Source organism: Streptomyces sp. SudanB182_2057 (assembly GCF_964272715.1).
Lineage (GTDB): Bacteria > Actinomycetota > Actinomycetes > Streptomycetales > Streptomycetaceae > Streptomyces > Streptomyces rubradiris.
Genome location: NZ_OZ186798.1, coordinates 7,956,881 through 7,983,478 on the forward strand (window position 1 = coordinate 7,956,881; position 26,598 = coordinate 7,983,478).

At 73.7% G+C, this 26,598-nt stretch carries 27 protein-coding genes; 11 read left to right on the plus strand and 16 right to left on the minus strand.

Annotated features, from left to right (window positions below; all coding sequences use genetic code 11):
- Positions 1-5: 5 nt before the first annotated feature.
- The 3 genes from ACSURM_RS35365 to ACSURM_RS35375 all read left to right on the plus strand — a co-directional run bounded on the left by ACSURM_RS35365 (position 6) and on the right by ACSURM_RS35375 (position 2,120).
- A complete protein-coding gene (locus tag ACSURM_RS35365; protein WP_436960039.1) occupies positions 6-479 on the plus strand; it encodes a nuclear transport factor 2 family protein in 474 nt (157 codons plus the stop codon).
- Complete coding sequence (locus ACSURM_RS35370) at positions 476-1,324, plus strand: NAD(P)H-binding protein (protein ID WP_436960040.1); 849 nt, start codon at positions 476-478, stop codon at positions 1,322-1,324. Before ACSURM_RS35365 ends, ACSURM_RS35370 begins: the two co-directional genes overlap by 4 nt.
- Before the next feature lie 97 nt (positions 1,325-1,421).
- Entirely contained in the window at positions 1,422-2,120 is a 699-nt protein-coding gene (locus ACSURM_RS35375; protein WP_436960041.1) for a response regulator, read from the plus strand.
- 36 nt (positions 2,121-2,156) lie between these two features.
- Here the strand turns inward: ACSURM_RS35375 and ACSURM_RS35380 are convergent, their stop codons facing one another.
- Positions 2,157-2,567, minus strand: a complete 411-nt coding sequence (locus tag ACSURM_RS35380) for a pyridoxamine 5'-phosphate oxidase family protein (RefSeq protein WP_436960042.1) — start codon at positions 2,565-2,567, stop codon at positions 2,157-2,159.
- A gap of 179 nt (positions 2,568-2,746) precedes the next feature.
- On the opposite strand from ACSURM_RS35380, the gene ACSURM_RS35385 reads away from it, so the two are divergent.
- Positions 2,747-4,471, plus strand: coding sequence for a GAF domain-containing protein (locus ACSURM_RS35385; RefSeq protein ID WP_436960043.1), 1,725 nt, complete (start codon positions 2,747-2,749; stop codon positions 4,469-4,471).
- 183 nt (positions 4,472-4,654) lie between these two features.
- Positions 4,655-5,323: a helix-turn-helix domain-containing protein gene (locus ACSURM_RS35390; protein WP_436960044.1), complete on the plus strand. Its 669-nt coding sequence runs from the start codon at positions 4,655-4,657 to the stop codon at positions 5,321-5,323.
- A gap of 21 nt (positions 5,324-5,344) precedes the next feature.
- Here the strand turns inward: ACSURM_RS35390 and ACSURM_RS35395 are convergent, their stop codons facing one another.
- From ACSURM_RS35395 to ACSURM_RS35405, 3 genes are all read right to left on the minus strand, one after another.
- Positions 5,345-5,797, minus strand: a complete 453-nt coding sequence (locus ACSURM_RS35395; protein ID WP_359041594.1) for a universal stress protein — start codon at positions 5,795-5,797, stop codon at positions 5,345-5,347.
- Positions 5,798-5,929: 132 nt separating this feature from the next.
- A complete protein-coding gene (locus ACSURM_RS35400; protein ID WP_436960045.1) occupies positions 5,930-6,388 on the minus strand; it encodes a cyclic nucleotide-binding domain-containing protein in 459 nt (152 codons plus the stop codon).
- 150 nt (positions 6,389-6,538) lie between these two features.
- Positions 6,539-7,171: a DinB family protein gene (locus ACSURM_RS35405; protein WP_436960046.1), complete on the minus strand. Its 633-nt coding sequence runs from the start codon at positions 7,169-7,171 to the stop codon at positions 6,539-6,541.
- A 306-nt stretch (positions 7,172-7,477) separates the two neighbouring features.
- On the opposite strand from ACSURM_RS35405, the gene ACSURM_RS35410 reads away from it, so the two are divergent.
- The gene (locus ACSURM_RS35410) at positions 7,478-7,864 is read left to right on the plus strand and encodes a VOC family protein (protein WP_436960047.1); all 387 of its coding nucleotides are present in this window, start codon (positions 7,478-7,480) and stop codon (positions 7,862-7,864) included.
- A 246-nt stretch (positions 7,865-8,110) separates the two neighbouring features.
- On the opposite strand, the gene ACSURM_RS35415 is transcribed toward ACSURM_RS35410, so the two are convergent.
- On the minus strand, positions 8,111-8,797 hold the full coding sequence (locus ACSURM_RS35415; RefSeq protein ID WP_436960048.1) for a response regulator: 687 nt from the start codon (positions 8,795-8,797) through the stop codon (positions 8,111-8,113).
- On the minus strand, positions 8,794-9,987 hold the full coding sequence (locus ACSURM_RS35420) for a sensor histidine kinase (protein WP_436960049.1): 1,194 nt from the start codon (positions 9,985-9,987) through the stop codon (positions 8,794-8,796). The genes ACSURM_RS35415 and ACSURM_RS35420 overlap by 4 nt, the downstream gene beginning before the upstream one ends.
- Positions 9,988-10,118: 131 nt before the next feature.
- Here ACSURM_RS35420 and ACSURM_RS35425 point away from each other — a divergent pair, with 131 nt between their 5' ends.
- Positions 10,119-11,081 (plus strand): SDR family NAD(P)-dependent oxidoreductase, encoded by a 963-nt coding sequence (locus tag ACSURM_RS35425; protein WP_436960050.1) that lies wholly within the window; start codon positions 10,119-10,121, stop codon positions 11,079-11,081.
- Between the two features lie 290 nt (positions 11,082-11,371).
- Complete coding sequence (locus tag ACSURM_RS35430) at positions 11,372-12,379, plus strand: 2-hydroxyacid dehydrogenase (protein ID WP_436960051.1); 1,008 nt, start codon at positions 11,372-11,374, stop codon at positions 12,377-12,379.
- Positions 12,380-12,398: 19 nt separating this feature from the next.
- On the opposite strand, the gene ACSURM_RS35435 is transcribed toward ACSURM_RS35430, so the two are convergent.
- The 6 genes from ACSURM_RS35435 to ACSURM_RS35460 form a co-directional block, all read right to left on the minus strand.
- Complete coding sequence (locus ACSURM_RS35435; RefSeq protein ID WP_436960052.1) at positions 12,399-13,499, minus strand: sensor histidine kinase; 1,101 nt, start codon at positions 13,497-13,499, stop codon at positions 12,399-12,401.
- The gene (locus ACSURM_RS35440) at positions 13,496-14,149 is read right to left on the minus strand and encodes a response regulator (RefSeq protein WP_436960053.1); all 654 of its coding nucleotides are present in this window, start codon (positions 14,147-14,149) and stop codon (positions 13,496-13,498) included. Before ACSURM_RS35440 ends, ACSURM_RS35435 begins: the two co-directional genes overlap by 4 nt.
- 180 nt (positions 14,150-14,329) lie before the next feature.
- Positions 14,330-14,968, minus strand: coding sequence for a histidine phosphatase family protein (locus ACSURM_RS35445; protein ID WP_436960054.1), 639 nt, complete (start codon positions 14,966-14,968; stop codon positions 14,330-14,332).
- Between the two features lie 216 nt (positions 14,969-15,184).
- Positions 15,185-16,372 carry a lanthionine synthetase LanC family protein gene (locus ACSURM_RS35450; protein WP_436960055.1) on the minus strand — a complete coding sequence of 396 codons (1,188 nt, stop codon included), beginning with the start codon at positions 16,370-16,372 and terminating at the stop codon, positions 15,185-15,187.
- 59 nt (positions 16,373-16,431) lie between these two features.
- Complete coding sequence (locus ACSURM_RS35455; protein ID WP_436960056.1) at positions 16,432-19,179, minus strand: lantibiotic dehydratase; 2,748 nt, start codon at positions 19,177-19,179, stop codon at positions 16,432-16,434.
- Positions 19,180-19,181: 2 nt separating this feature from the next.
- Entirely contained in the window at positions 19,182-20,144 is a 963-nt protein-coding gene (locus tag ACSURM_RS35460) for a thiopeptide-type bacteriocin biosynthesis protein (protein WP_436960057.1), read from the minus strand.
- A 244-nt stretch (positions 20,145-20,388) separates the two neighbouring features.
- Here ACSURM_RS35460 and ACSURM_RS35465 point away from each other — a divergent pair, with 244 nt between their 5' ends.
- Together ACSURM_RS35465 and ACSURM_RS35470 are read left to right on the plus strand one after the other, a co-directional pair.
- Positions 20,389-21,039, plus strand: coding sequence for a CatB-related O-acetyltransferase (locus tag ACSURM_RS35465; RefSeq protein WP_436960058.1), 651 nt, complete (start codon positions 20,389-20,391; stop codon positions 21,037-21,039).
- Between the two features lie 96 nt (positions 21,040-21,135).
- Positions 21,136-21,663 carry a DinB family protein gene (locus tag ACSURM_RS35470; RefSeq protein ID WP_436960059.1) on the plus strand — a complete coding sequence of 176 codons (528 nt, stop codon included), beginning with the start codon at positions 21,136-21,138 and terminating at the stop codon, positions 21,661-21,663.
- Between the two features lie 97 nt (positions 21,664-21,760).
- Here the strand turns inward: ACSURM_RS35470 and ACSURM_RS35475 are convergent, their stop codons facing one another.
- Positions 21,761-22,531: an MBL fold metallo-hydrolase gene (locus ACSURM_RS35475; RefSeq protein WP_436960060.1), complete on the minus strand. Its 771-nt coding sequence runs from the start codon at positions 22,529-22,531 to the stop codon at positions 21,761-21,763.
- A 258-nt stretch (positions 22,532-22,789) separates the two neighbouring features.
- On the opposite strand from ACSURM_RS35475, the gene ACSURM_RS35480 reads away from it, so the two are divergent.
- Positions 22,790-23,488 (plus strand): tectonin domain-containing protein, encoded by a 699-nt coding sequence (locus tag ACSURM_RS35480; RefSeq protein ID WP_436960061.1) that lies wholly within the window; start codon positions 22,790-22,792, stop codon positions 23,486-23,488.
- A 72-nt stretch (positions 23,489-23,560) separates the two neighbouring features.
- Here the strand turns inward: ACSURM_RS35480 and gap are convergent, their stop codons facing one another.
- From gap to ACSURM_RS35495, 3 genes are all read right to left on the minus strand, one after another.
- Positions 23,561-24,559 carry a type I glyceraldehyde-3-phosphate dehydrogenase gene (gene gap, locus ACSURM_RS35485; RefSeq protein ID WP_436960062.1) on the minus strand — a complete coding sequence of 333 codons (999 nt, stop codon included), beginning with the start codon at positions 24,557-24,559 and terminating at the stop codon, positions 23,561-23,563.
- 360 nt (positions 24,560-24,919) lie between these two features.
- Positions 24,920-25,060 carry a hypothetical protein gene (locus ACSURM_RS35490; protein ID WP_436960063.1) on the minus strand — a complete coding sequence of 47 codons (141 nt, stop codon included), beginning with the start codon at positions 25,058-25,060 and terminating at the stop codon, positions 24,920-24,922.
- Positions 25,061-25,195: 135 nt separating this feature from the next.
- On the minus strand, positions 25,196-26,389 hold the full coding sequence (locus tag ACSURM_RS35495; RefSeq protein ID WP_436960064.1) for a hypothetical protein: 1,194 nt from the start codon (positions 26,387-26,389) through the stop codon (positions 25,196-25,198).
- Between the last annotated feature and the right edge of the window lie 209 nt (positions 26,390-26,598).

Sequence of the window (26,598 nt, forward strand, 5' to 3'; positions counted from 1 at the left end):
CAGCCATGTCCGTGACCACCCCTGCCACCGCCTCCCCGGCCGACCTGTACCGCCACAGCCTGCGCCTGCTCCTCGACAAGGACATCCCCGGCTGGATCGCGCTGTGGGCCGAGGACGGCGTGATGGAGTTCCCCTTCGCCCCGCCGGGCCGGCCCGGCCGGCTGACCGGCCGGAACGCCATCGCCGCCTACATGCGCCACTACCCCGACCACATCGACCTGCACGACTTCCCCGAGCTGCGGATCCACCAGACCACCGAGCCGGACACCATCGTGGTCGAGATGCGCGGGGTGGGACGGATCGTGGCGAGCGGCGACCCGTACGACATGACCTACATCGCCGTCGTCTCCGTCCGGGACGGCCGGTTCACCTCCTACCGGGACTACTGGAGCCCCCTCGCCCTGCAGGCGCCCGGCCTGGACTTCAGCGGATCCGTCCAGACGCCCGGTCCCGACTCCCGCGGGAGCGACGCCCGATGACCACCTCCGGCACCATCCTGGTCACCGGTGCCACCGGCACCACCGGCGGCCGGACCGCCGCGCGGCTGACCGCCGCCGGACACCGCGTGCGGGCCGCGAGCCGCCGGGCCACCCCGGTCCCGGGCACGCGACCGGTCCGCTTCGACTGGTACGACCCCGGCACCTTCGACGGCGCCCTCGACGGAGCCGACCGCGTCTACCTCGTCCCGCCCCTGGGCGACCCGGACCCGGCCACGGTCATGCTGCCCTTCCTCCGGCGGGCCCGGGCCGCCGGCGTCCGCCGCGCCGTGCTGCTCGGCTCCTCGGCCATCGCCGCGGACGGGCCGGGCGTGGGAGCCGTCCACCGGGCCCTGCCCGAGCTGTTCGACCAGTGGGCCGTACTGCGCCCCTCCTGGTTCATGCAGAACTTCACCGGCACCCACATGCACGCCCGGAGCATCCGCGAGCACGGCGTGATCCTCACCGCCACCGGGAGCGGCCGGGTCGGCTTCGTCGACGCCGACGACATCGCCGCCGTCGCCGTCCACGCCCTGACCGACGACCGCGCACCCGACACCGACCTCGTCCTCACCGGTCCGCAGGCGCTCGGCTACGACGACATCGCCGCCGTCGTCACCGAGGTCACCGGCCGTCCCGTGACCCACCGGCCGCTGACGTACGAGCGGATGCGGGACCGGCTGGCCGAACAACTCCCCGTCGAATTCGCCGAGATGCTGGCCGGCATGGACCGCGCCATCGCCGAGGGCGTCGAGGACCGCACCACCGACACCGTCCAGCGCCTCACCGGCCGCCCGCCGCACGGCTTCCGGGAGGTCGCGGAGCGCGAGCTGACCCGGGGAGGATGAGCGGGGACCGCACCGAAAGGGCCGGACGGCCCTGTTCCGCGGTCCCGGAAGGGGCCAGGATCGGCGGGGAGAACCGAGTAAGTGACAGGGAGTTACCATGGCGGAGCGCGCGCAGACCGGACCCGGCAACCCGATCCGGGTCTTCCTCCTCGACGACCACGAGGTGGTCCGGCGCGGGGTGCGCGACCTGCTGGACGACGAGCCGGACATCACGGTGGCCGGCGAGGCGTCCACCGTCGCACAGGCCCTGGCGCGGGTCCCCGCCCTGCGCCCCGACGTGGCCGTCCTCGACGTCCGGCTGCCGGACGGCGACGGGGTCACCGTCTGCCGGGAACTGCGCTCGCAGCTGCCGGAGCTGGCCTGCCTGATGCTGACCTCGTTCGACGACGAGGAGGCGCTGCTGGACTCGATCATGGCGGGCGCGTCCGGGTACGTCCTCAAGCAGATCCGGGGTTCGGACCTGGTCTCCGCCGTGCGCACGGTGGCCGGCGGGCAGTCGCTGCTGGACCCCAGCGCCACCACCCGGCTCCTGAGCAGACTGCGGGACGGGCGGGAGGAGGAGGCCGAGCCGGACGCGCTGCCCGGACTGACCGAGCGGGAGCGGGAGATCCTGACCCTCATCGGGGAGGGGCTCACCAACCGCCAGATCGGCAGGCGGCTGTTCCTCGCCGAGAAGACGGTGAAGAACCACATCTCGCGCCTGCTCGCCAAGCTCGGGGTCGAACGCCGTGTCCAGGCGGCCGTCATCGCCACCCAGGTCCGCGGCCGCCCGCGCGCCGACGGCCACCGGCCGTGAGCCGACGGCCCCCGGAACCGACCGGTGCCCGGCCGGTCACATGCCCGACAGCCGGCGGCCGGTGACCAAGTCCGGCGCGATGCGTAAGAACACCCCGCCCGGCAGGGGCAGCCAGGAGTCCGGGCCGCGCCGCGCGAGGCGCTCCCGCTCGGCCGGGTCCGTCACCAGGGCGGCCCGGCCGGTGACGACCACACTCCAGCCGCTGCGGGCCGCCGCGTCGAACTCGTCGGCCTCGAAGGCGACCACGGCACCGTCGACCGCGCGCACCAGCTCCGAGTCCGCCGACGTCCGCAGCACGACGGAGGAGTCCGCGTCCAGGCGGAAGTTGACCGGCAGCACGGCCGGCAGCGCCCGCCTGGTGTACACGACGCGGCCGACCGGCACCCGGCCCAGCAGGCGCAGGCAGGCCTGTCTGCCGAGCGCGTGGAAGTCGACGTCCTGAAGCACCAGGCCATCGTGGACCCGGGCGACCGCGGCGGGTAGGGCCGATAGGCCCTGCCCGCGCGTCCGGAAACCGCTGCCGGGGAGCCTGCCGCCCGCCCCCGTGCCACGCCCGTCCGCCCCGGCCGCTACCGTGATCCCCGACGAGGCGGCCGCGCGGGGCGAGGGTTCGGGGAGGAACGGCGGTGGAGAGCTCCGAGGGCACGGGTGCGGCAGGCGTCGTACGGCTGCCGCAGCTGAGACTGGACGAACTGCTGGGGGAGTTGCAGGCCCGCCTGGACGCCGCCCGCGGCACCCAGAACAAGGTGCACACCCTGCTGGAGGCCGTGGTCTCCGTCGGCCGCGAGCTGGACCTGGAGCAGGTGCTGCACGGCATCGTGGAGGCGGCGGCGGTCCTGGTCGACGCCGAGTACGCGGCGCTCGGCGTGATCGGCACCGGCGGCACACGGCTCTCCGCGTTCGTCACCTACGGCGTCGACGCCGCCGGCATCGCCCGCATCGGCCCCTACCCGGAGGGCCACGGCATCCTCGGCGAACTGATCCGGCACCCGGAGCCGCTGCGGCTCGACAAACTCTCCGAGCACCCGGCGTCGTACGGCTTCCCGCCCAACCATCCGCCGATGAACACCTTCCTGGGCGTACCCATCCGCGCCCGCGACCGGGTCTTCGGCAACCTCTACCTCACCGAGAAACGCGGCGGGCTGCGGTTCGACGAGGACGACGAGTCGCTGCTGTCCGCGCTGGCCGTGGCCGCGGGCGTGGCGATCGACAACGCCCGGCTGTACGAGGAGTCCCGGCTGCGGGAGCGCTGGCTCGCGGCGACCGCCGAGGTCAGCAGCAGCCTGATGTCCGGCGCGGACCAGCCCGAGGCGCTGGCGCTGATCGCCGAGCGGGCCCGCGACATCAGCGGCTCGGCGCTCGCCGCCGTGGCGACCCCCGTCCAGGACGCCGGCGCGCTCGCGGTGGAACTGGCCATCGGCTCGCAGGCCGACGCCCACCGCGGCCTCGTGCTGCCCGTGGAGGGCACCCTCACCGGCCGCGCCTTCGCCCTGGGCGCCCCCGTGACCAGCCCGGACGTGGCACGCGACGAGCGGGTCACGGCGGGCCCGCCACGGTTCGCCGGACTGGGCCCGGCCGTCGCCGTCCCGATCGGCCGGGAGGACCGGGTCCGGGGCGTCGTCCTGCTGGCCCGCGAGACGGGCGCGGCGGACTTCTCCGACAAGGAGACGGAACTGCTGACGGGATTCGCCGCGCAGGCCGCCGTCGCCATGGAACTCGCCGAGCGCCGCCGGGACGCCGAGCAGATCGCCCTGCTGGAGGACCGCGACCGGATCGCCCGGGACCTGCACGACCTGGCCATCCAGCGGCTGTTCGCCACGGGCATGACGCTGCAGAGCGCGGACCGGTTCATCCAGCACCCCGAGGCCGCCGAGCGGGTGCGGCGGGCCGTGGACGACCTCGACGAGACCATCAAGATCATCAGGTCCGCGATCTTCGGCCTGCGCGCCGACGACCGCGACGAGACACCCGGGCTGCGCGCCCGCGCGGTGCGCGTGGCCGGCGAGGCGACCCCGGTGCTGGGATTCGCGCCCAGCGTCCGGATGGAGGGGCTGCTCGACACCCACGTGCCCAGGGAGACCGCCGACCACGTGGTGGCCGTCCTGTCCGAGTCCCTCGCCAACATCGCCCGGCACGCCCACGCCGACCACGCCGACGTGGCCCTGGAGACCGACGGCACCGAGGTACGGCTCACGGTCACCGACAACGGCGTCGGCATCCCGCCCGGGGGCCGTCGCAGCGGCCTGCGCAACATGGCGGAACGCGCCCGGAACCTCGGCGGGGACCTGGAACTCGGCTGCCCGGAGGGCGGAGGAACCCGGCTGCTCTGGCACGCGCCCCTGCGGCGGTAGCGCCCCGGCCGGGGCCCGCCGCCGGACGGCGGCCGTCGCCAGGAATCACCCGAACGGAGCAGCGCGGGGGCCGAACGGCCGTAGCCCGCCGGGACCGGGGACCGTTTGACCGGGCCCGGCCCGGTGGCATCGGTCATGGTGGACGTACGGGGCGACGGTCCGCAGCCCGAGGAATGAGGAACCATGGCCGAAGACAGACCACCGGGACGGCTGCCGCAGGGCGACCTCGGGCGCCGCATCGAACAGCGCCGCCGGGAACTGGGCCTCAGCGTGGAGGACCTGGCGTTCCGGGCGGCCATGGCCCCGGCCTACATCGAACACCTGGAGAAGCACAGCACCGCCGCGCCGGAGGCCGGCACGCTGCTCCGGCTGGCCGGGGCCCTGCGCACCAGCGCCACGGAACTCGGCGGCGGACACGTCGACCTGCCGTCCGGCCTCGGGCAGGCCGCCCGGTCACCCCGCTTCACCGAGCTGGGCGAGGAGGACTGCCGTCGGCTGCTGTCGACGCACGGCGTGGGCAGGATCGCGGTGTCCACCCAGGCCGCCCCGGTCGTCGTACCCGTCAACTACAGCGTCATCGACGACGCCATCGTCTTCAGGACGCAGGCCGGGACGGTCTCCCTCCAGGGGCTCGACCGGGAAGTGGCCTTCGAGGTCGACCGCGTGGACGACGCGCTCAGCCAGGGCTGGAGCGTCGTCGTGCACGGCACCGCCGAACAGGTGACCGACCCCGACGCCGTACGTCATCTCGCCGAGCGGGCCTACAGCGCGCCCTGGGCCGGCGGGGAACGCGACGTCTGGGTGCGGATCGGGATGACCGCGCTGACCGGCCGCCGTATCGACACCTGGTAGCCGACGGCCCCGGGGGCCGGATCAGTGCCGCCGGTCCTGGTCCTCCCGCACGACGACCACCGGGCAGGCCGCGTGCTGGGCGCAGCGCAGGCTCACGGAGCCCAGGAACGCGCGGGCGAAGCCGCCCCGCCCCCGGCGGCCCACGACGAGGATCTCGGCCCCCTCCGAGGCCGCGATCAGCACGTCCGAGGGATCGCCCTCCACCAGGATCTCGCGCATACCGGCGGGCCGTCTGTCCGGGAAGACCGCGCGCATCTCCTCCGCGAACCGCTCCTGCGCCTGCTCCAGGTCGAACTCGGGGTCGATCGCGGGCCCGGTCCAGCCGATGGCCGACGGGGTGTCCCAGGCGTACACGGCCTCCACGAAACCGCCGACCATCTCCGCGTACCGCGCCGCCCAGCGCAGCGCCGCGTACGACGTCGGGGAGCCGTCCACACCCGCGACCACGCGGGCCTTCGGTTCAGGGGGTTGCATGGCCACCTCACCAGCAGTCGTTGTCGGTACTCTCCACGCTGCCCGGGACGACGGAACTGTGCCAGCCGGGAAGTCCCCTCCGCCGCGCGGGGTGAGCACGGGGAGTGAGCACCTCCGTACGGCGCCGCGTGGTCAGACCAGGCTTCCGCTGCCGTAGGGGGCGTACAGGTCGAGCAGCCGGACGCGGGAGGTGAGCAGCCGCTCTACGAGCACCCGGCCCACCCAGACCGCGATCGCGCGGTCGAACTCCGGGTCCTGGGCGCACATGGCCCGTACCGTCCCGGCGTCGAACTCCCACGCGCGCACCGGACTGATCGCCTCGGCGCCCAGGCGCCAGAGGTACGGCGGGTGGTACCAGGACCAGCCGACCAGCTCGCCGTGCCCCAGCGAGGCGACGACGGCGGGACGCCGGCCGGGCACGCGGACGTCGAGGGCGACCGTGCCGGTGCGGACGATCCACAGCCGGTCGGCACGCCGGCCCTCCTCGAACAGCCGGGTCCCGGCGTCGAAGGACACCTCACCGGCTGTCCGCATCAGCCGTGCGCGGTGCTCGGCGGGGAGTGCCGCGTTCATGGTGGTGGCGGAGGTCATCACACCGGCTCCCTTCGTGTGGTCTGCCCCCAGCGTGGGCCGTCGCCGCCCCCGCCACCACGGGCCGCCCGGCCCACCCCCGGGGCCCTTCGGCCCCTCCGCGCACGCCTCCCGCCGGTGACGGTGCCGAGCACCGCTCTCCGGGCGTCCTCAGTGGCCGTCGGCCCGGGCGCGCGCGTGATAGAGGTCGCGCAGCAGGGCGATCTCGGCTCCGTGGTGCAGCAGTTCCTGGTTGACCCACCACACGATGTCGAGGAACGGCTCTTCCGGATCGCCGCCGTACGGATAGGCGCAGTACCCGACCGTGTCGAGCGCGGTGTCGTCGGCGCCGAGCAGTGCCTTCCGCCATGCCTCGGCACCGCTGCCGAAGGCCGCCGTCGCGGTCGCCGCGTCCCCGCTGATCCGGTAGTCGTCCCGGGTGAGCCGCCGGCCGCCGGCGGTGTGGTCGGCGCGCAGCGTCAGCATCTCGCCGAGGTGGCTCAGGCGCCAGGCGATCGTGGTGAAGGGCGGTGGCCAGGGGTGCGGGTAGGCGGCGGCGTCGCGCCCCCAGTCACCCGCGCCCGCCAGGAACGTGGCGCGCGGCCCCGGCCCGTCCTCGCGCCGCCGCACCGACCAGCAGCCCGGCACCGGCTCCCAGAAGTACTCGTCGTCCGTCATCGGGCCGACCGGGGTGTCCGTCCCGTCGCCGCTGTCCACGACGGGCCCTGTCATACGGTCGGCGAGACGCCTGTACGCGAAGTCGAACTGCTCCAGCAGCGGCAGCAGGCGGGACGGCACCGTCATCGGAGGCTCCCTGTGTCGAAAACCGGTTCGGGACGGTCCGCCAGACTGGCACAGCCGTGGCCGGAGCCGCGCTCGCTTTTCCGCGCGGCTCGGTGATGCGGTGAGGGGCGGGGCGCGGAGGGAGAAGAACGGGCGCGCGGGGAGCGCGGACCGGGGCGGGGCGCACGGTCGCGGTCGCGGTCGGAGGTATCCGGGGGAATCCGGAGGAATCCGCAGGAATGACGACGCGCGCCGCATGCCCCTGCGTGGCGCGCGTCCATGGCGGACGATGGGCCCAAGGCCACGTCGTCCCCCGGAGGGAACTCCATGAGGATCCACCTGACCAACGTCTTCGTCGACGACCAGGACAAAGCCCTGCGCTTCTACACCGAGGCGCTGGGCTTCGTGAAGAAACACGACGTTCCGCTGGGCGAGGACCGCTGGCTGACCGTGGTCTCGCCGGAAGACCCCCACGGCACCGAACTCCTGCTGGAGCCCTCCGGCCATCCGGCGGTGCGGCCGTACAAGACCGCGCTGGTCCAGGACGGCATCCCGGCCGCCTCCTTCGCCGTGGACGACGTACGGGCCGAGTACGACCGGCTGCGCCGGCTGGGCGTGCGGTTCACCCAGGAACCGCTGGAGACGGGCACGGTCACCACGGCCGTCCTGGACGACACCTGCGGAAACCTGATCCAGCTCGTCCACACCTCCTGAGCACTACGGCGGCGGACCAAGCGGGCGCGCCAGAGACGGGACAACGGTGCCGCAGAGGGACCACTTTGTTGCGGCCTTGCCGCCGGCGTCGGAGACGATGACAGCAGGCGTGCTCGGGGCGCCGTGCGTACACGGCCGGCACGGCCGGGGTCTTTCACGAGTGCCGGCGGCTGCCCGAGTTCTGGTGGAGACCGTAGACCGCATCGAGAACCCGGGAACGCGGCGATCGGGCCGTGCTGCGCCGGCTCAGCGTGGCGGCTCTTCCCCGGCGGGGGCGGACCGGTCCGGAGTGATGCCGGTGAGGACGGCCAGAACGGCGAGACGGATGCGGTTGTCCCGGCCCGTCTTCGCCATCAGGTTCGCCACGTGCGTCTTCACCGTGGTGACCCCGAGATGCAGCCGGTCGGCGATCTCCTTGTTGGACAGGCCCGCGCCGAGCAGGCCGAGTACCTCACGCTCGCGCGGGGTGACGGCCGGCACCGGGAGGGCCACGGGGGTGTCGGAGGAAGAACGGGCGCGCAGGGCATGGGAGACGAGGCGGCCGAGAACGTTCCGGCTGAAGGGGGCTTCTCCGTCGGCGGCCCGGCGTACGGCGTCCAGGAGTTCGGTCGGCGGGGTGTCCTTGACGAGGAAACCGCAGGCTCCGGCCACGAGCACCGGGTACAGATGGTCGTCGTCATCGAACGTGGTGAGGGCCACGACGCGGGTGGCAGGGCGCGCGGCGAGGATGCGGCGGGTGGCCGTGATGCCGTCCATTCCGGGCATTCTCAGGTCCATGAGGACAACGTCGGGAGCGAGGCGTTCAGCCAGTCGTACCGCCTCCGCTCCGTTGTCCGCCTCGCCCTGGATCTCGATGTCCGGGGCCTGCTCGAAGAGCATGCGCAGCCCCATGCGGACCAGCTGCTGGTCGTCGACGATCAGGAGCCGGATCACAGCAGCGGCTCCACGCCGGTGGCGATGGCGGGCAGTTCGGCCGTGAGCCGCCAGCCCCGAGCGGCGGGGCCCGCCTCCAGCCGGCCGCCGAGCAGGTCCACGCGTTCACGCATGCCGATCAAGCCGTGTCCGGACGGGCCCGGGTCCGGTGGCCGCATTCTTCCGGCCCCGTCGTCGCGGATCGTCACCTGTACGGCGTCATCGGCCAACCGAACGGTCAGCTCCGCGTGTGCGCCGGGTCCGCCGTGCTTGGCCGCGTTGGCCAAGCCTTCCTGCGCCAGCCGGAGGACCGCGAGGCCACGTACCGCGTCGAGCCGCGCGACACGGGGATCCACGGAAGCGGTTACGGCCAGACCGGACTGGCGGCTGTGCTCCGCCACCGACTCCAGTGCCGTCGGCAGCGCCCCGGGCAGGACCAGGGAACCGGTGCCGGGACCGGCACCGTCCGGGGTGCGCAGTACGGCCACCAGGCGCCGCAGATCGGTCAGTGCCGTGCCGGCACTGGAGTGCAGGTCGTCGAGGACTTCGGTGATCCGCGGGTCGGTGGTGCCGGTGGCGGCGACGACATGCCGGGCGACACCCACGCGCAGCACCATGGAGGAGACGTGGTGGGCCACGAGGTCGTGCAACTCGCGCGCGATGGTGGCGCGCTCCGCCGTGCGGGCGGCCAGCAGCTGCTGTTCGGCGCGAAGCCGCTGCTGTTCCGCGTGCTGACGGGCGTGCACCGTGGCGTCGCGGGTCACCCGCACGTACGCCCCCAGGAGCAGTGGCAGACCTGCGACGATGCCCATCTTGTAGAGCACCGCAGGAAGCTCGCCGGGCAGGTCGTCGAGACGGTTCACGGCGACGGCGACCGCCAGTGCCGTCGCCCCGGCGGCCAGGCGGCGCCCGCGCTGCCGAACGGCCAGCTCGAAGAGGGTCACGGCGGCCAGCACCTTCACCGCGGAAACGGTGCTCGTGCCCAGCGCGTGGGCGACGACGAGCAGTACCGACTGCGCCAGGAGCGCGCCGAACGCCCACTTGCCCGCGGCCAGGCACAGCACAAGTCCGGCTGCGGCAAGGCCCCATTCCTGCGCTCCGGACGGCCGCCGCAGCAGCAGTAAGTCGCCGATCAGCGCGCCGGCGAGTGCGAAGGCGCGTATGACGGCGTATCTGCTGTCGAACGCAAGCTCGATCCAAGATCGGTTCACCCGGCCCACGATAGGCGGACGTCCGGCTCCGGGGGTCCTGCCGTGGGAGGAGGGTGACTCCTCCTACCGGCCGTGAAGTACGGCCGGTAGGAGGGAGCCGTGCGCCAGGGCGGGCTGCCACTGTGCTCGTCATGGATACGCATGCGAACACGAACACGAGTACCGGCACGAGTGCGGGTTCCGCGGCCACGGGGCGGCGGACCCTCCTCAGCGGTGCTGGGGCCCTGGGCCTGGCAGGCGCGGTCTTCGGCACCACCGCCCACGCGGTCGGCACCCGGTCCGGGTCCGGGACCAAGGCCGGCCGCTTCCAGGGGAAGTCGGTGCTCATCACGGGCGCCACCTCGGGTATCGGCAGGGCGGCGGCGATGGCGTTCGCCGCAGAGGGTGCCCATGTCGGATTCTGTGGAAGGCGAGCCGCGTTGGGGCGCCAGGTGGAGCGGGAGATCCGGGCCGCGGGCGGCGAAGCCACGTACATCCAGGCCGACGTCCGGACAGCCGCCCAGGTGCAGAGCTTCGTGGACCGGGTCGCGAGCCGTTACGGCGGCATCGACATAGCCTTCAACAACGCCGGCATCGGTAGCGGCAGACTTCCCCATGAGATGAGCGTCGAGGAATGGGACGACGTCCAGGCCACCAACGCCCGAGGCGTGTTCCTCGCGATCAAGTACGAGATCCCGCACATGCTCAGGGCACAGCGCGGCGTCATCATCTGCACCTCGTCGTCAGCGGCCGAACAGGCGCGGCCGAACGGCGCCGCCTACACCGCGAGCAAGCGGGCGGTACAGGGCATCGTGAAGTCCGCAGCGCTCGCTTACGGGCCCAAGGGAATCAGAATCAACGCCCTGCTGCCCGGTACCACCGACACCCCCTTCGTCCGCCCGCCGGGCATCCCGGACGCGGACTGGGCCCTGTACAAGCAGGCGTGGGGGCCGCTCAACGTCGACGGTCTCGAACGGATGGCCGACGCGGAAGAGATCGCGTGCGCGGTGCTCGGGCTCGCCTCCGACGACTTCCCGTACATGACGGGCGCGTCGGTCACCGTGGACGGCGGAAGCACGGCGGGCCGCGAGATGACCCGGCCGAGCGGTATCTGACGGTGCGGCCTTGGCCATCGGATGATGCACCGACCCGGCCGAGGCCGCCCGGCAGGGACCGGCGGAGACGGCCACGGCGCCCCTGCCGGAACGTGCGCCTGCCGAAGACCGACGCCGCCCGCGCCGCGTACGACAGCCGGGCCGGCACCCCGGACGCCTGGCCTCCGCTCGGCTTCCCGCAGCGGGAGCCCGCGGGGTGCCAGGGCCACCCGGGCGCCAGGCGCGTGCCGCTGGAGGCTGTCACGGGGCGTCGCGGCCTACGGTGGGGGGATCCGATGGGAGGAGTGGACGTGGAGATCGTTGCGTACGGTGTTCTCTCCGATGAGGAACCCCTGCTCAGGGCCGCGTTCGACAAGGCGTTCGCCGGGCGCCACGAACTGCGCTGCCTGCGGCTGTTCCTCGACCGGGACACCGTCCCGACGGCCGCCGGCCACGAGATCGTACTGAGCAGTGTCAACGACACCCTGGACGCCGGCGTGCTGCGCACCCTGGCCGAGGGCGGTACCCGGATGATCGCCCAACGGTCCACCGGCTACAACAACATCGACCTCGCCGCCGCCGGGGAACTCGGCGTCACGGTCGCCCGCGTCTCGTACTACTCCCCGTACTCGGTCGCCGAGTTCGCCTGGACCCTGGCCCTCGCGGTCAACCGCCGGATCGTCCGCGCCGCGCACCGCACCCGCGAGTTCGACTTCCGGCTCGACGGACTGATGGGCCGCGACCTGCGCGGCCGGACGGCCGGTGTGGTGGGCACCGGAAAGATCGGGTCCGCGTTCGCCGAGATCGCCCACGGGTTCGGGATGCGGCTGCTGGGCTGGGACATCACGGAGAATCCCGACTGCCTCGCCCTCGGCATGGAGTACGTTCCGCGCGAGCGGCTCTTCGCCGAGGCCGACCTGGTCAGCCTCCACGTGCCGCTGCTCCCGGAGACCCATCACCTTGTCGACGCCGGCACGCTGGGCCTGATGAAGGACGACGCCATCCTGGTCAACTCCAGCCGGGGCGGCCTGGTGGACACCGACGCCCTGCTGGCGACCCTGCGCGCCGGACGGCTGACCGGCGTGGGCCTCGATGTGTACGAGGAGGAGGCCGGTGTCTTCTTCCTGGACAAGTCGCTGGAGGTGATGACCGACGAACGCCTGGCCCGGCTGATGACCTTCGGCAACGTCCTGCTGACCTCGCACCAGGCGTACTTCACCGAGGACGCCGTCGGCCAGATCGTCCGCACCACCGTGTCCAACGTCGAGGACCACCTCGCCGGCCGCCGTGGCGACAACACACTCGTCGCCGCGCCATGAACCCCTCTGACGCGTGTGCTCACCTGGTGTCCTGGGTCGGCAGCACGACACACAGCTCGTAGCCGCCGTCACTGGTGGGGCCCGAGGTCATGGTGCCGCCGAGGAGTTCGGCGCGCTGGCGCAGACCGAGCAGGCCGTGGTGCGCCCCGGGCAGGGGCAGCGGCGGCTGGGTCGGCGCCGTGTTGGTGACCCGGACCCGGACGGCGCCGTCGGCATGGCTCAGATCGATGTGGGCGGTCGCGCCCGGAGCGTGTTTGCGGGTGTTGGTCAGCGCCTCCTGGACCGTGCGGTAGACCGCGCGCTGGACGGTCGGCGGCAGCCCTTCGGGCAAGGCCATGCGCAACTCGGTCCTGATGCCGCAGTTGTCGGCCAGCCGTTGGATGTCGCTGAGCGCCGGCTGCGGGGTGAGCTCCGTGGGGTGACCGCTGGAGGCGCGCAGGACACCGACCATGTGGCGCAGTTCGTCCAGCGTCTGCACGCTCAGCCGCCGGATCGTCGCCGCTGCCTCCCTGGTGTCCGGGTCACCCGCGCCCACTTGCAGCGCCCCGGCGCGTACGGCGATCAGACTCACCTGGTGGGAGACGACGTCGTGCATCTCCCGTGCCAGCTGAGCGCGTTCCTTGGCGAGGACGGCCTGGGCGGTCAGCAACTGCTGATGGTCACGCGCCTCCGAGATCTCCGCCAGCCTCAGCGACAGATCGCGACGAGTACGCACCAACTGCCCCAGGAAGACGGCCGCCGCCGCCGTGGCGGCGCTGTACCCGACGGCGATCAGTGTCGGGGTACGCGTCAGGTCCAGGTCCGGCGACGGTAGCGACGTCGTGTCGCTGACCGCGAACGCCAGGGCGCACACCACGAGCAGCGCCCGGGGACGGTTGAGCGAGGCGAGCGTGTACAGCGCGGCCAGGCAGGCGAAGACCGCGTCGGACAGCAGGACCGCGGGCAGCGTGAGCAGGAAGGTGAGCAGCGGTTGCGGCCGGCGCAGCAGCAGGGCGACCGCGGCGGCCAGCGCGCACGCCATCCGCAACGGCTCCTCGATGTCCCAGTGCGCCCACACGTCGATCAGCGCCAGGGCCACGGCCACGCCGTCCAGGAGGAGCGGGGACGGCCGGCGGGTCATCCCGCGCCCTCCGCGAGGAGCCCGGCCCGCTGGGCGAGGAGGGCGGCCTGGACCCGGCCGCTGACCTCCAGCTTGGTCAGGATCGCGCTGACATGGTCCTTCACGGTGCCGGTGCTCAGGTGCATCCGGGCCGCGATGTCGGCGTTCGACAGACCCTCGGCGATCAGCACGAGCACCTCGCGCTCACGCTCGGTCAGCCGCTCCAGAGCCTTGGGCGGGCGCTCCTGCGCTCCCGCGTTCAGATAGCCGTCCACCACCGTGCGCGTGACCTTGGGCGACAGCACCGTGCCACCGCGGGCCAGGCTCTGCACCGCCGGCGGCAGCGCCTCGGGGTCGGTGTCCTTCAGCAGGAAGCCGGCGGCGCCCGAGCGCAGCGCCGTCTCCACGTACTCGTCCATGTCGAACGTGGTCAGCATGGCCACCACCGGAGGCTCCGGCAGCCGCCGGATGTCGCTGAGCACGGTCAGCCCGTCCACGTCCGGCATGCGGATGTCCAGCAGGACCACATCGGGACGCGTCTCCCGCACCGTCCGCAGGGCCTGACCGCCGGAGACCGCCCCGACGACCTCGATGCCGTCGGCCGCGTCCAGAATGCGCTGGAAGCCCGTGCGGATCAGGGCCTCGTCGTCGACCACCAGTACCCGGATCACGTGTGCTCCAGCCTATGTGGGAGTACTGTGTCCGATTCGTACCACGCCGGGCGCGACCGCGCCGCCGGGGGCGCCCGCGTCGTCTTCACGGCCCCGGTGCCGTGCGCGTACGGGGTCGCAGTCCGGTGTCCGCCGGACCGGGGGAGGGGACTGCCGTCCGGTGGCCGCGCGGCGGTCAGGTCAGGGCCGTCCGGCGGGACACAGCCGCTCCCGGCCGGCGGGCAGGGTGAGTACGGCGCCGGGGACGCTGCCCCCGGCCGCCGGGGGCAGCCGCCGCGGTGCCGGGGGCGGCGCGAGCCGGGCCGTCCAGTGGCCGTCGCGCAGCGTCAGCGTCACCGTCGACAGCGGCGGCACCCGCAGCTGCCAGAAGGCGCGGGCGGGCACCGCCAGGGCATGGACCAGCGAGGCCCGGATGACCGCCGCCTCGGTGATCGCGAGCAGCCCCGGGCCGCCGGGCAGCGCCGTCAGCCAGGCCGCCGTACGGTCGCAGAGCCGGGCGACCGACTCGCCGCCGTGCGGCGCGGCCTCGGGGTCCGTCAGCCAGGCGGACAGGCCGTGCGGGTCCTTGGCCGCGATGTCCCGCAGCGGGCGCCCGTCCCACGCGCCGTAGTCCAGGTCCCGCAGGGTCTCCTCCGGCGTGGCCTCGACCGCCAGGGCCCCGGCGATCCGCGCGCAGCGGGCCGAGGGCGCCCGCAGGGCCCGCGCGTACGGCGGCAGGGCCGCCCGCACGGCGGTGGCCACGCGCTCGTTCGCGAGGACCCGGTCGGGGCCGCCCGGTGCGGCGGTCGCGCACAGCATCGTCAGTCGCACGGTCACCATCCGCCTCCTTCTCACGGAGCGGCACCTCTCCGGCCCGGTGCGCAGGGGTGCTCACCGAGCAGGGGGTGCCCGCCAGTCACCACACTCCAGGCAGCGGGACCGGTCGAGCCATCCGGCAGATGGCCGGACCACCCCCGCCGGGTGGCGGGACCCTCGCCGCGAAGAGATCCGGTCGCCGGTCGCGAAAGACGCGGCGGCGGCCCCGTACCGGCCGCGTCAGCGCAGCCCCAGGCAGGGCAGCCAGCCGCGCGGTGCCCCGTGGGCGGCGGTCAGCAGCGCCGCCAGCACCCCCGGCAGGCCGGTGAGGAGGTCCCCGGGCCACTCGGCGAGCCGCTGAGCGGCCAGCCGGGACGTCACATGGCCGACGAGCCGGTCCTTCAGCGCTCTCGCCGCCGGCAGCCGGGCGTGCTGGTCGAAGGCGTCGGCGACCGCCAGCACGCCCGCGGCCCCGTGGCACAGCCCGAGATGGTCGCCGGGGGTGTCGCCGAAGAGGTGGAACGTCTCGTCGTAGTGCTCGGCGAGCGTGGCGAAGGCGGTCGCGGCCCAGTCGGCGGCGGCCCCGTCCCCGAGGGCGTCGGCGGCGTCCCACAGGGCCCACGCGACCCCCGGCGTGCCGTAGCACCACGCCTGACGGGGGTTGGCCTCGGGGGAGGGCGGCCCGGCGAGCCCGGCGCCGGGCCAGGTGCGGATGCCCCGCTCGTCGTCGTACGCCTGGCGGACCAGCCAGCGGGTGGCCCGGCGGAGGGCCCCGGCGAGGTCGCCGGCGAGGTCCGGGTCCGGTCCGGCGCGGCGCAGTGCCGCGGTGAGCGCGGTGACGAGCCCGGCGACACCGTGCCCCATACCGGTGTTGACGCGGCCCTGCACCCAGGCCAGGAAAGCGTGGTCCCGGTACTGCCCCGCGCGCAGCCGCCCCAGTTCCTCCTCGTCGCACAACAGCGCCAGGTGCGCGGCGACCGCACGCGGCACGGGCAGCTCCGGTTCCGTCGCGCACAGCGCGAGCAGCAGGCCCGAGGGGCCGGAGATCAGGTCGTAGTCGGTAAAGGCGACCTCGCGGGTGCGGTAGCTGAGCGGGCGCCCGGCGAGGTGGGCGCCGAGCCGGTCCGCCGCGGCCCCCAGCCCGGGGTGCACCCGCGCGCCCAGGCGCAGGCCGACGAACGTGCCGGCCAGGCCCCCGTCGTACAGGGCGGGGTGGGACGGTCCGCGTCCGGCCGTGCGGGACCAGACGGCCACGGCGGCGGGCGCCGCCCGTTCGTCCGCGACCAGGTGGGCCAGCACCGGGATCCCGGGGTCGCAGCGGTGCCGGCCCCGCTCGGGCGTCTCGGCCCAGTCCAGCAAGTAGCGGACGGCGAGGTCGTGGACGAACTCGTGCGGCGGGGCGGCCGGTGCGGCCGTATCGTGCGGCATCGTCTTCCCAACGTCGTCGCGGGGCGGGGCGGAGCGGCCCGCACGGGCGGGCCGCTCACTCATCGGGTGCCGGCCGTCCCGGCGGGCCGGTCGGCGGGCGGGCCGGGGGCGTCGTGCCGGCCACCGTGGACCAGGGCCTGGGCGGCGGCCTCGGCGAGCCGCCCCGGGCTCTGGTCGTGGGGGAGCCGGAGCAGGAGCTGCGCGGCGACTCGCGCGCCGCCGTGCAGCGGGTCGCGCACCAGCAGGTCTTCGGGAGCGGGCAGCATCTCCTCCACCAGCAACGCGGTGCCCGCCTCCCGGGCGCACAGCCGCTCGATCAGCTGCAGGGCCGTCAGCGAGGCGAAGTCCACCGGGACCGGCTTCGCGCCGGGGGCGGTGCGCACGAACGCGTGCCGGGGCAGACCGGCGGACCGGCGCAGCAGGGCGAGGACACGGACCTTGGCGAGCAGGTCGTCGCCGGGCTCCCACAGCTTGCCGCGGTCGATACGCCAGGTCGCCGGGGTGAGGACGAGGTCGCCGCCCGCGGTCAGCCGGGGCAGCCGGGCCCGGTCGGGCAGCGCCGCGTCCAGCGCGTCCAGCCGCACCAGATAGGAGGCGGCCGGATGGCTCGCCGCGAGCAGCAGCCGCACGAGGGTGTCGTAGGGCGGGGCGGGGGAGCGGGTGGCCTGGTACACGGGAATGACGCGCCGCCCGTCCGCCTCGGCGACGATCCGGCCGTGGACACGCCGCAGACTGATGCGGTCCAGCGGAAGGTAGCGCGCGTGCCCGCCGGGCGAGCCGTAGTACGGCGTGGGGTCCGGGTCGCCGGTCCACCAGCGGGTCGTCACCGGACGGCGCACGGCGTTGGCGGCCCGCTCGGCGAGCGGCGGCACGAGCAGGTCGACGAAGCGGACCCCGGCGCGCTCCTCGACGGCGGAGAGGAAGGCGCGGTGGGCGTCGCTGTTGCCGTAGCCGCCGTGCAGGGTGCGCAGTCCTTCCGCGAACCGGGCGTCGAGCACCCCGGCGGACGAGGCGGTCTCCAGCACCGCCACCGGGCCGCCGTCGGCGGAAGGGGGCAGCGGGCGCAGCAGGCAGTCGACCGGCCAGGGCGGCAGCGTGGCACCGTCGGGCGGTGCGCCCAGCTCGTCCAGCAGTGCGTCGTCGAGGTCCACGCAGGCCGTGCCGGAGCGGGCGGCGGCGTCCAGGTGGGCCAGCAGCCGGGCGTAGCCGCCGGCGGGATCGTGGGCGGCGTGCCAGCCCGAGTAGCGGCGGCGGACGGGCGGCGGTTCGTCCGCGCTCAGCCGGTCGGCGAGGATCTCGCTGATGGGCCGCGCCTGTTCGGTCAGCCCGGCCAGCCAGGGCTGCCGCTCCGGCGGCTCCGCCGGCCGGTCGGCCTCCCGGAGGGCGGCGAGCCGGGCCGCGATCCGCAGCCCGCGCCGGACGCGTGCGGCGGCTGCCGCGGGCACGGCGGCACCGGCACCGAGCCGGCGGTAGGAGTCGAGGAACCAGGCGTCCGCCCCGCCCCCCGCGGGCATCGGCGGCAGCGCGCCGGTGGCGGCGACCGTCTCGGCCGGCACCCAGCCGGAGCAGTGCTGCCGGGGCGCCCGGCAGATCTGTACGACGCCCAGCCCGTGCAGGTGCTGGAGGAACCCGCGCAGCACCGCGGGGGCCACGGCCGGCCGGCCCGGCGCGGCGCTCAGCGGTGGCAGCATGCGGTCGAGTTCGCCGAGCGTGCGCGGCCCGTCGGCGAGCAGGGCCAGGACGCTTTCCAGCACGCGGGTGCGGCGCAGCACGACCTGCCGGAGCCGGCCGGGTTCACGGGGGTCCACGACGTAACAGCGCACCTGCCCGGGCGGGTCGCCGGGGCCGGGGGCGGACGGTTCGGCGAAGTGCAGGGGCGTCGGCGCGAGCAGCGTCGCGGGGTCGGCGGTGCTCAGGTCCGCGGGGGCGCCGCCGGCCCGCAGGAGGTGCACGTTCTCCACGGCGATCGCGGCGAGGTCGCCGAGGGGGGTACCGGGCGTGAGCAGCGGGCGGCGGCCGTCGTCCGGGCCGTCGGTCACCGGGAGCGCGGCGATCTGGCCCGCCCAGCCGCGCGGAGTCGTCTTCACCGCGGCCCGGCCCACGATGCGCCACAGATAGGCGGCACGTTTGCGCAACTGCTTGCCGGACCACGACTGGCCGTCGGCGAGCCGCCGTTCGATGTCGTCGGCGAGCGCGGGAGCGGCGCTGTCCAGGAACGCGCGCAGCACCGGGCTGGAACACGCCGTACGCCACGCCTGCTCGGCGACCCGCCGCTGCTCGGCCGTGACCTCCTGCCGCAGCCGGGACAGCGCCGCCTCCGCCGCCTCGGCGCCGCGCAGCAGGGCGCGGGCCTGCCCGGCGAGGTCGGCGGGCACGGCGGACGAGCGCTCCAGCAGCACGCAGTCCGGCGCCCCCGGTGCCGCGCCCGAGTGCAGCCGTCGCCGCAGCGCGAGTACGGCGCCCCGGTCGGCGGACGCCAGCGAAGGGTGCGGCACGACCTCGGCACCCAGTCGGTCGGCCAGCGCCCGGGCCTGCCCGGCGAGCCGCTCGGCGGTGTCGGCGTGCCGGACGGCGCCGTCGAAGAGGTGCTCGGCGGCACCGGCCGTCCAGGCCGCGCCGGGCATGCCGCCCAGCCGCAGCAGCGCCGTGGCCCCGAGCGCGGTGTCGCGCGTATCGGCCGGTCCGGGAGCTTGCGCCGGTACGGACGTGCTGCTGGGTGTCGTGTCGTGCGTTGCGCGCCCGCCTTGCCCGTCCTGCCCGTCCTGTTTGTCGGCCGGCTGGGCCGCTTGTGCCGGTACGTGTTCCATGCTCAGTCCGCCTCCTCCCGGCCGTCGGCGGCGAGTGCCTCGGTGAGCAGGCACTGGCGTGCGGTGGGGAGCGCGCCCCGGTTCCAGTGGAAGATCACGTGGTGGGCGGCGGCCCGGCGCGGACCGATCGTGGCCTCACCGGAGGCGAAGTAGTGGTTGTGCCAGAGCTCCGCGGCCCGCCCCACCGCGGCCAGATGTTCGCCGAGGACGTCCCGCCAGGCTTTCGGCAGAGCCTGGAGCCGGCCCTCCGGGCTCTGCTCCCAGTAGGCGCGGATCCCGGCGGCGGCCCGGCGCAGGTCCGGGTCGCCGAGGCCGCCCGGCAGCCGCCGGCCGGCCTCCTCCCGTACGGCCTCCCAGACCCCCCGGTGCTCCCAGCCGACGATGCCCAGTCCGTCGAACACGGCGTGCAGCAAGGCCAGGGACACCCGCCAGCCGACCGGCGCGGGAGCACCGGCCGCGGCGGTGTGCACGTCCAGCCAGGCCCGGGAGTCCGCGGTGAACAGCTCGTGCACCCAGGGCATGGAGCGCGGGCCGCCGAAGAGGTAGGTCTCCGGCTCGTACACACCGGCCCTGGCCGGCGTCCCCGCGTCGCCGGTCCGCTCCGGCGTCAGGTGGCGCAGCAGGGCGGCGCGCAGTTCCGGTGCCCGGGACGGCTGCGCCGCGAGGAACCGTACGCGCAGCCCCGGGGGCTTGTGCATGAAGAAGAAGTCGCGGGCCTGTCCGGTGCCGAGCAACTCACGTGCCGCGGCAGCGAGTCGGCCGTACGGCGGCGGCATGACGGCCAGGTTGAGCTGGACCCAGGCGGCCTCGGGGGTGTGGGTGCGCAGGGCTTCGAGTCCGGCCGTCAGAAAGGTCCGCCGGGCCGCGGCGTATTCGGGGTCGTCCTCCGTGAGGGGTACGGTGCCCGGCGGCTCGGTACGTACGTCGTCCAGGCAGTCGGCCAGTAACCGCTCGACCCGCACCATGCGACCTCCTCACGGGGAAGGGCAATCCACTCCTGTGATGTCCATGGGGCATGCGTTCCGAAGCACGGAAGCAAATTGGTCATATGATCAACAGGAGTGCGCGGGGGGCATGTCGCGCGCGGTGACAGCCCGTCCGACGCGCTGGTGCCGCTCCGGCGCCGCCGGTGAAACAGGTGGCCGGATCGGTGTCCCGACGCGATCATGGACCGGTTCACGATCGCCTCTCACCGCCGGGGGACCCGCCATGCCCGTACCCGCCGATCCGACCGTCCTGCACCCCATGCCCGACCAGCCGCGCGTGGTCTTGCTCAAGCCGCTGGTGAAGTCCCCGCTGATCGAGGTCGGGGAGTACTCGTACTACGACGACCCGGACGACCCCACCGCGTTCGAGACCCGCAACGTGCTTTACCACTACGGACCGGAAAAGCTGATCATCGGTAAATTCTGTGCGCTGGGGACGGGGGTGCGGTTCATCATGAACGGCGCCAACCACCGTATGGACGGCCCTTCCACCTTCCCGTTCCCCACCATGGGCGGCTCCTGGGCCGACCATTTCGACCTGCTCACCGGCCTGCCGAACCGGGGGGACACCGTCGTCGGCCATGACGTCTGGTTCGGCCACGGTACGACGGTGATGCCGGGCGTACGGATCGGACACGGCGCGGTCATCGGCTCCGGCGCCGTGGTCACCGCCGACGTACCCGACTACGGCATCGTCGGCGGCAACCCGGCCCGCCTCATCCGCACCCGCTACTCCGACGAGGAGATCGCCCGGCTGCTGGCGGTGGCCTGGTGGGACTGGCCCGCGCAGCACATCACCGAGCACGTGCGCACGATCATGTCGGGCACCATCAACGACCTGGAGGCCGCCGCTCCGGGCGACGGCCGGCCGTAAGAGCACCACCGACGGACGGGCCGGAAGCCGGCCGCCGCGTGTTCGTCGTCGGCGAAGACGGTCGCCGGCCCCGGCGGCCGCTGCCAGGGTGTGGCCATGAAGACGACGCCCGACGGACGGCCCGTCCCGCCCGCCTACGCCGACGAGCGCGCAATGCTGGAAGCGTGGCTGGACTTCCACCGCGCGACGCTCGCCCTGAAGTGTTCCGGTCTGACAGACGAACGATTACGGCTTGCCTCGGTGCCCCCGTCGCCCATGACGCTGCTCGGTCTCCTGCAGCACATGGCCCAGGTGGAACGCAACTGGTTCCAGCGGGTGTTCGCCGGCCGGGACGTGCCGCCGGTCTTCGGGGAGAGCAACCCGGACGGCTTCGGCCTTGACCCGGGACGCGGACTCGACGGGGCGATGGCCGTCTGGCGGGCGGAGGTCGCCCGGGGCCGTGCGGTGATCGCCGGAGCGGCGCTGGACGACCGCGGCCGGCTGTCCGAGCGGGAGGCCGGTCACGTCGGCGACCGGGGAGTCTCCCTGCGCTGGATCCTGGTGCACATGATCGAGGAATACGCGCGTCACAACGGTCACGCGGATCTCGTTCGCGAGCGGATCGACGGAGTCACCGGCGCGTGAGACATGCGCGCGGCGCGGGGCGGGCCGCGCGGGCGCCCGGCCGCGTCTGGTGGCTCGCGCCCGCGCCCCGGTTCACCGGCCGAGGAGGCCCGCCTGCCTAAGCGATCGAGAAGGTGGTGCCGGGGGCGGCATAGTCCACGGGGCCGTGGAATCGGGCCGAGGCGCGTCGTACCGCTTCGGCCGGGGTGAGGGTCGGGCCGACGTGGGTGACGAGCAACCGGCGCGCCCCGGCCGCCCTGGCCGTGTCGCCGGTGTCCTCGGGGGTGTGGTGTGCCTGCGGGCCGTCGCCCGGGGCTTGGCCGCTCTCGGCCTCGCACAGCAGCGCGTCGCACCCCTCGGCCAGTCGCGTGAGGTTCGCGCACGGTGCGGTGTCCCCGGAGTAGACCAGCGACCGGCCCCCGGCCTCGATGCGCACGGCGAAGGCCGGGATGCCGTGCTCCACCGCCCGGGTGGTCAGCGTGAGACCGCCGACGCTCGCCTGATGCCCGTCATGCAACTCGTGGACGGCGAAGGCGGATTCGACGGGGCTGCGCTCCGAGGTGTTGGTCAGGAAGTGGGCCAGCCGGTCGGCGATGCCCGGCGGCCCGTACAGGGGGATGGGCGCGGCGAACCGGACGTTCGCGAACAGCACCGCGTAGTACGCGGTGAGCAGGTCCGCGCTGTGATCGGCGTGCAGGTGCGAGATCCAGATCGCGTCCACCTCGTCGAGCCGGACATGCCGTTGCAACCGCGCCAGTGTCCCGCTGCCCGCGTCCACCCAGAGGCGGGTGGCGCCATGGGACACCAGGTAGCCGGAGCACGGATTGTCGACGGTGGCGTGGGGCGTCGCGGAGCCCAGGACGGTGAGTCGGAGAAGATCGCTGGTCATTCGCGGAGTCTATAGAGCGGATGATCTTATGAGAGCGTCAATTTCTTGTGCGCGGATAACCCGTACGGATGACGTCGGTTCGCGTCACTTCGATGTGCCGAGGCGCGGGCACGGGTCGGTCGGGGGGCGGCGGCGCGGCGCGAAACGTACCCTTCAAGACAATAAAGAAGCTCATTCTTTAATTCGCTTTACATGGTGAACCGTTCCGCTCGGAAAGCATGCGACGGCAGCGCTTCCCGAGCGAAGGGAGTCGGCGGCATGGCCGACTGGAAGCAGATCAGCGGTGGGTTGACGCGGATCGCGGTGGGTTCGCGTACGAACGTGTGGGGTGTGAACTCGGCGGGGAACATCTACCGCTACACGAACAACGACGCGAGTCCGTGGGTGCAGATTCCCGGTGGGCTGTCGGACATCGGTGCGGGTGCGGACGGCACCGTGTGGGGCGTGAACTCGGCGGGGAACATCTACCGTTACACCGGTGACCAGGAGTCGGGTCACTGGAAGCAGATCAGTGGCGGGTTGACGCGGATCGCGGTGGGTTCGCGTACGAACGTGTGGGGTGTGAACTCGGCGGGGAACATCTACCGCTACACGAACAACGACGCGAGTCCGTGGGTGCAGATTCCCGGTGGGCTGTCGGACATCGGTGCGGGTGCGGACGGCACCGTGTGGGGCGTCAACTCGGCCGGGAACATCTACCGTTACACCGGCGACCAGGAGTCCGGCCACTGGAAGCAGATCAGCGGCGGACTGAGGGCGATCGCCGCCGGCTCCCGCACCACGGTGTGGGGCGTGAACTCGGCCGGGAACATCTACCACTACACCAACAACGACGCGAGCCCGTGGGTGCAGATTCCCGGTGGGCTGACCGACATCGGGGCGGGTGCGGACGGCACCGTGTGGGGCGTGAACTCGGCCGGGAACATCTACCGTTACACCGGCGACCTGCCCGGCTGACCGGGCACGGCGGCGCCCCGGCCCCGCACGCGGAGACCGGGGCGCCGCGACCGTACCGTCCTCGCGGCGGGGTCAGCGCGCGGCGAGCAGGTCGAGGGTGTCGAGCACGCGGTTCGAGAAGCCCCACTCGTTGTCGTACCAGGCGACCACCTTGACGTGGCGGCCGTCCACGCGGGTGAGGGCCGAGTCGAAGATGGACGAGGCCGGGTTGCCCGTGATGTCGGACGACACGAGCGGGTCCTCCGAGTATTCGAGGACACCGGCGAGCGGACCCTCGGCGGCGACGCGGTAGGCCGCCAGCACCTCGTCCCGCGACACCTCCCGGCTGACGGTGGTGTTGAGCTCCACGATCGAACCCACCGGAACCGGCACCCGGATCGAGTCACCCGACAGCTTGCCGTCCAGATTCGGCAGCACCAGCCCGATCGCCTTGGCGGCACCCGTGGTGGTCGGCACGATGTTCACGGCGGCGGCACGTGCGCGGCGGGCGTCGCGGTGCGGCCCGTCCTGGAGGTTCTGCTCCTGTGTGTAGGCGTGCACCGTCGTCATGAAACCGTGCTCGATGCCCGCCAGTTCGTCCAGCACCGAGGCCAGCGGAGCGAGCGCGTTCGTCGTGCAGGAGGCGTTCGAGACGATCGTGTGCAGGGCCGCGTCGTACGCCCCGGTGTTGACCCCGTACGCCAGCGTGACGTCGGCACCGTCCGACGGAGCGCTGACGAGCACCTTCCTCGCGCCCGCGTCCAGGTGCGCGCGGGCCGCCTTGGCCGAGGTGAAACGGCCGGTCGACTCCAGGACGATGTCCACCTCGAGTTCGGCCCACGGCAGGCGCGCCGGCTCCCGCTCGGCCAGCACCTTGATGCGCCGGCCGTCGACGACGAGCGTGTCCCCGTCGGCGCTCACCGGCCGGCCGAGCCGGCCGGCCGTCGTGTCGTAGGCGAGCAACCGCGCCAGGACGGCGGGCTCCGTGAGGTCGTTGACGGCGACGACCTCCAGAGCGCTGTCGCGTTCGAGCAGCGCGCGCAGCACGTTGCGTCCGATGCGGCCGAATCCGTTGATGGCTATGCGGGTCATGAGTGCTCTCCTTTCCGTTCGCCACCATCGTGGATCGCCGCGTCCGCCCATGCCGACGGCGCGGGCGCCATGGTTCGCAAGGATCGCGCCAGACCGCCGCCCGGCCGTGCCCGCCCGTCGTCGCATCCCCCGGGCGTGCGGTGGGCAGTTGGGAAGCACGGTGCCGTACGGGGCGAGGACATGGGCGTGTTGGCGGCGTCGCCGCGAGCGTCGGCGGGGGACCGACCGTGGTGGTGCGAGGGCGGCGGCGCGTTCCGGGAATCCACGGTCGACCGCGTGAGGCGGGGCCGCCTTTCGGCGCGCGGGGCAGTGGACGGTTCGCTCACCTTTTCGCCGACCGGGACATCGAGTTGCGCCCTGTCAAGATGTGACGTCGCCGTCCTCCGGCCGCTGCCCCGTGAGCCGGGTCGCGAGGCGGTAGACGATCAGGGTGTCCCGGTACTCCTTCCCGGCGACGACTTCGTCGGGAAGGTTCGTGCGCTCGCTGTGGGACGTCGACATCCGCTTCCCGGTGCCGGGGAAACCGACCGCCGTTCGCGGCTCCTCCAGGAAGCGGAGGCGGTCGGCGCGGACGGTCGCCCGGAACGCGATGTCCCAGGGCGGGGGCGCGACTCCCGTTGCCGGGGAGCCGGCCGTTCAGGGTGGCTCGTCCCGCTCCCTGGGGGCACGGCGACGCACGGGACGGGGCGGCACTTTCCCGTCCTCGCCGCGTACTCGGCGCGCCCGGGTGCCACCGCGACCAGGGTCGGCCGGATCCCGGGACGCGTCGTCGGGCCCGCGCGTCCGAGTCCTTCCGGGCGGCGTCGCGGTCCGGCGAACGGCACCGCGCGCGGCCTCCGGCGCGTCCGCGACGACGCCGGGTGCGTCCTCGACGACGTCGGGTACGTCTTCGGCGGCGTCCCAAACGCCCTCAACGGCCTCCGGTGCGTCCTCTACGTCCGCTACGGCATCCGCTGCTTCCCCGACGACGCCGGGTACGTCCTCGACCGCCCCGGTCACTCCGCTCGCGGCGCCCGTCACAGTGCCCCCGGCCGCACGGCCCACGCCCCCGACAGCGCCCGCGGCACCCCGCCCGACGCCCTCCACCGCGGAGCCGGCACCAGAGCCCACCCCTTCCACGGCCGAGCCCGCGCCACGGCCCACCCCTTCCACCGCCGAGCCGGCGCCACGGCCCACCCCCTCCACCGCCTGTCCGGCCCCGCGGGCCACGCTCTCGACCCCTCGGCCGGCGCCCCGGCCCACGTCGCGCACCGCCGCCCCGGCTCCGCTGCCGAGGTCGCCGACCGCCCTGCTCGCGCCCGTACCCAGCTCGCCGACGGCCTGCCGCGCCCCGCTCCCGACGTCCCGCACGGCGGACCCCACCCCGCGGGTCAGTTCCTCGAGGATCTGCGGATTGCGGTCGAGCGTGGTGAGCACGCGGTTGATGATCGTCGCGACGTTGTCGAGCCGCACCTCCAGCCGGGCCTGCGCCTCCACCCCCGAGATGCCCAGATGCACCCGGCCCAGGGCGACATCGGCGCCCACGTTCAGCCTCAGCAGGTCCAGCACCTCGGCCTGGAGCGAGACGTGCGCCCGTAGGTCCTCCACGTCCAAGTCGATCTGGTCCACCTTGAGCACCGGGACATCGAGGAAGACATCCGGCTCCGCGTCGGCCGCCCTCCTGCGGACGACGGGCTCCTCGTCCGGGCCGGCCAGGTCGTCGTAGACCTCGTCGTCCGCGTCGGCCGTCTCCTCGTAGACCTCGTCCTCAGGGCCGGCCGGGTCGTCCTCGTCGTACAGCCCGGGCTGCTCCTCGATCGGCCCCTCACCGTCCTCGGCGCTGTCACGCATCACCGAGCCGCCTCCGCTGGTTCGCCGGACATTTCATCCCATTCTGCGGGCATATGTCACAGGATGCTCGGCGCGGGCACGCCATTGGTATCCCCTTGGGGACTGGTCGTTTTTTCGTCTTTGACCTATGGGGTGCCCAGGGCGTGCACTGGAAGAGCAGCAACCAGCGGTGGGCCGAAGCCCGAGTGAGGACTCACTCGGCGGCTGTC

What these genes read in the sequence shown, in the direction of transcription:
- ACSURM_RS35495 (WP_436960064.1), bottom strand. Translation starts at nt 26,389, where the DNA reads ATGCGTGACAGCGCCGAGGACGGTGAGGGGCCGATCGAGGAGCAGCCC.
- ACSURM_RS35475 (WP_436960060.1), bottom strand. Translation starts at nt 22,531, where the DNA reads ATGACCAGCGATCTTCTCCGACTCACCGTCCTGGGCTCCGCGACGCCC.
- ACSURM_RS35395 (WP_359041594.1), bottom strand. Translation starts at nt 5,797, where the DNA reads ATGCAACCCCCTGAACCGAAGGCCCGCGTGGTCGCGGGTGTGGACGGC.
- ACSURM_RS35445 (WP_436960054.1), bottom strand. Translation starts at nt 14,968, where the DNA reads ATGGTGACCGTGCGACTGACGATGCTGTGCGCGACCGCCGCACCGGGC.
- ACSURM_RS35465 (WP_436960058.1), top strand. Translation starts at nt 20,389, where the DNA reads ATGCCCGTACCCGCCGATCCGACCGTCCTGCACCCCATGCCCGACCAG.
- ACSURM_RS35480 (WP_436960061.1), top strand. Translation starts at nt 22,790, where the DNA reads ATGGCCGACTGGAAGCAGATCAGCGGTGGGTTGACGCGGATCGCGGTG.
- ACSURM_RS35405 (WP_436960046.1), bottom strand. Translation starts at nt 7,171, where the DNA reads ATGACGGTGCCGTCCCGCCTGCTGCCGCTGCTGGAGCAGTTCGACTTC.
- ACSURM_RS35370 (WP_436960040.1), top strand. Translation starts at nt 476, where the DNA reads ATGACCACCTCCGGCACCATCCTGGTCACCGGTGCCACCGGCACCACC.
- ACSURM_RS35490 (WP_436960063.1), bottom strand. Translation starts at nt 25,060, where the DNA reads ATGTCGACGTCCCACAGCGAGCGCACGAACCTTCCCGACGAAGTCGTC.
- ACSURM_RS35390 (WP_436960044.1), top strand. Translation starts at nt 4,655, where the DNA reads ATGGCCGAAGACAGACCACCGGGACGGCTGCCGCAGGGCGACCTCGGG.
- ACSURM_RS35470 (WP_436960059.1), top strand. Translation starts at nt 21,136, where the DNA reads ATGAAGACGACGCCCGACGGACGGCCCGTCCCGCCCGCCTACGCCGAC.
- gap (WP_436960062.1), bottom strand. Translation starts at nt 24,559, where the DNA reads ATGACCCGCATAGCCATCAACGGATTCGGCCGCATCGGACGCAACGTG.
- ACSURM_RS35425 (WP_436960050.1), top strand. Translation starts at nt 10,119, where the DNA reads ATGGATACGCATGCGAACACGAACACGAGTACCGGCACGAGTGCGGGT.
- ACSURM_RS35455 (WP_436960056.1), bottom strand. Translation starts at nt 19,179, where the DNA reads ATGGAACACGTACCGGCACAAGCGGCCCAGCCGGCCGACAAACAGGAC.
- ACSURM_RS35460 (WP_436960057.1), bottom strand. Translation starts at nt 20,144, where the DNA reads ATGGTGCGGGTCGAGCGGTTACTGGCCGACTGCCTGGACGACGTACGT.
- ACSURM_RS35400 (WP_436960045.1), bottom strand. Translation starts at nt 6,388, where the DNA reads ATGACCTCCGCCACCACCATGAACGCGGCACTCCCCGCCGAGCACCGC.
- ACSURM_RS35450 (WP_436960055.1), bottom strand. Translation starts at nt 16,372, where the DNA reads ATGCCGCACGATACGGCCGCACCGGCCGCCCCGCCGCACGAGTTCGTC.
- ACSURM_RS35435 (WP_436960052.1), bottom strand. Translation starts at nt 13,499, where the DNA reads ATGACCCGCCGGCCGTCCCCGCTCCTCCTGGACGGCGTGGCCGTGGCC.
- ACSURM_RS35365 (WP_436960039.1), top strand. Translation starts at nt 6, where the DNA reads ATGTCCGTGACCACCCCTGCCACCGCCTCCCCGGCCGACCTGTACCGC.
- ACSURM_RS35410 (WP_436960047.1), top strand. Translation starts at nt 7,478, where the DNA reads ATGAGGATCCACCTGACCAACGTCTTCGTCGACGACCAGGACAAAGCC.
- ACSURM_RS35375 (WP_436960041.1), top strand. Translation starts at nt 1,422, where the DNA reads ATGGCGGAGCGCGCGCAGACCGGACCCGGCAACCCGATCCGGGTCTTC.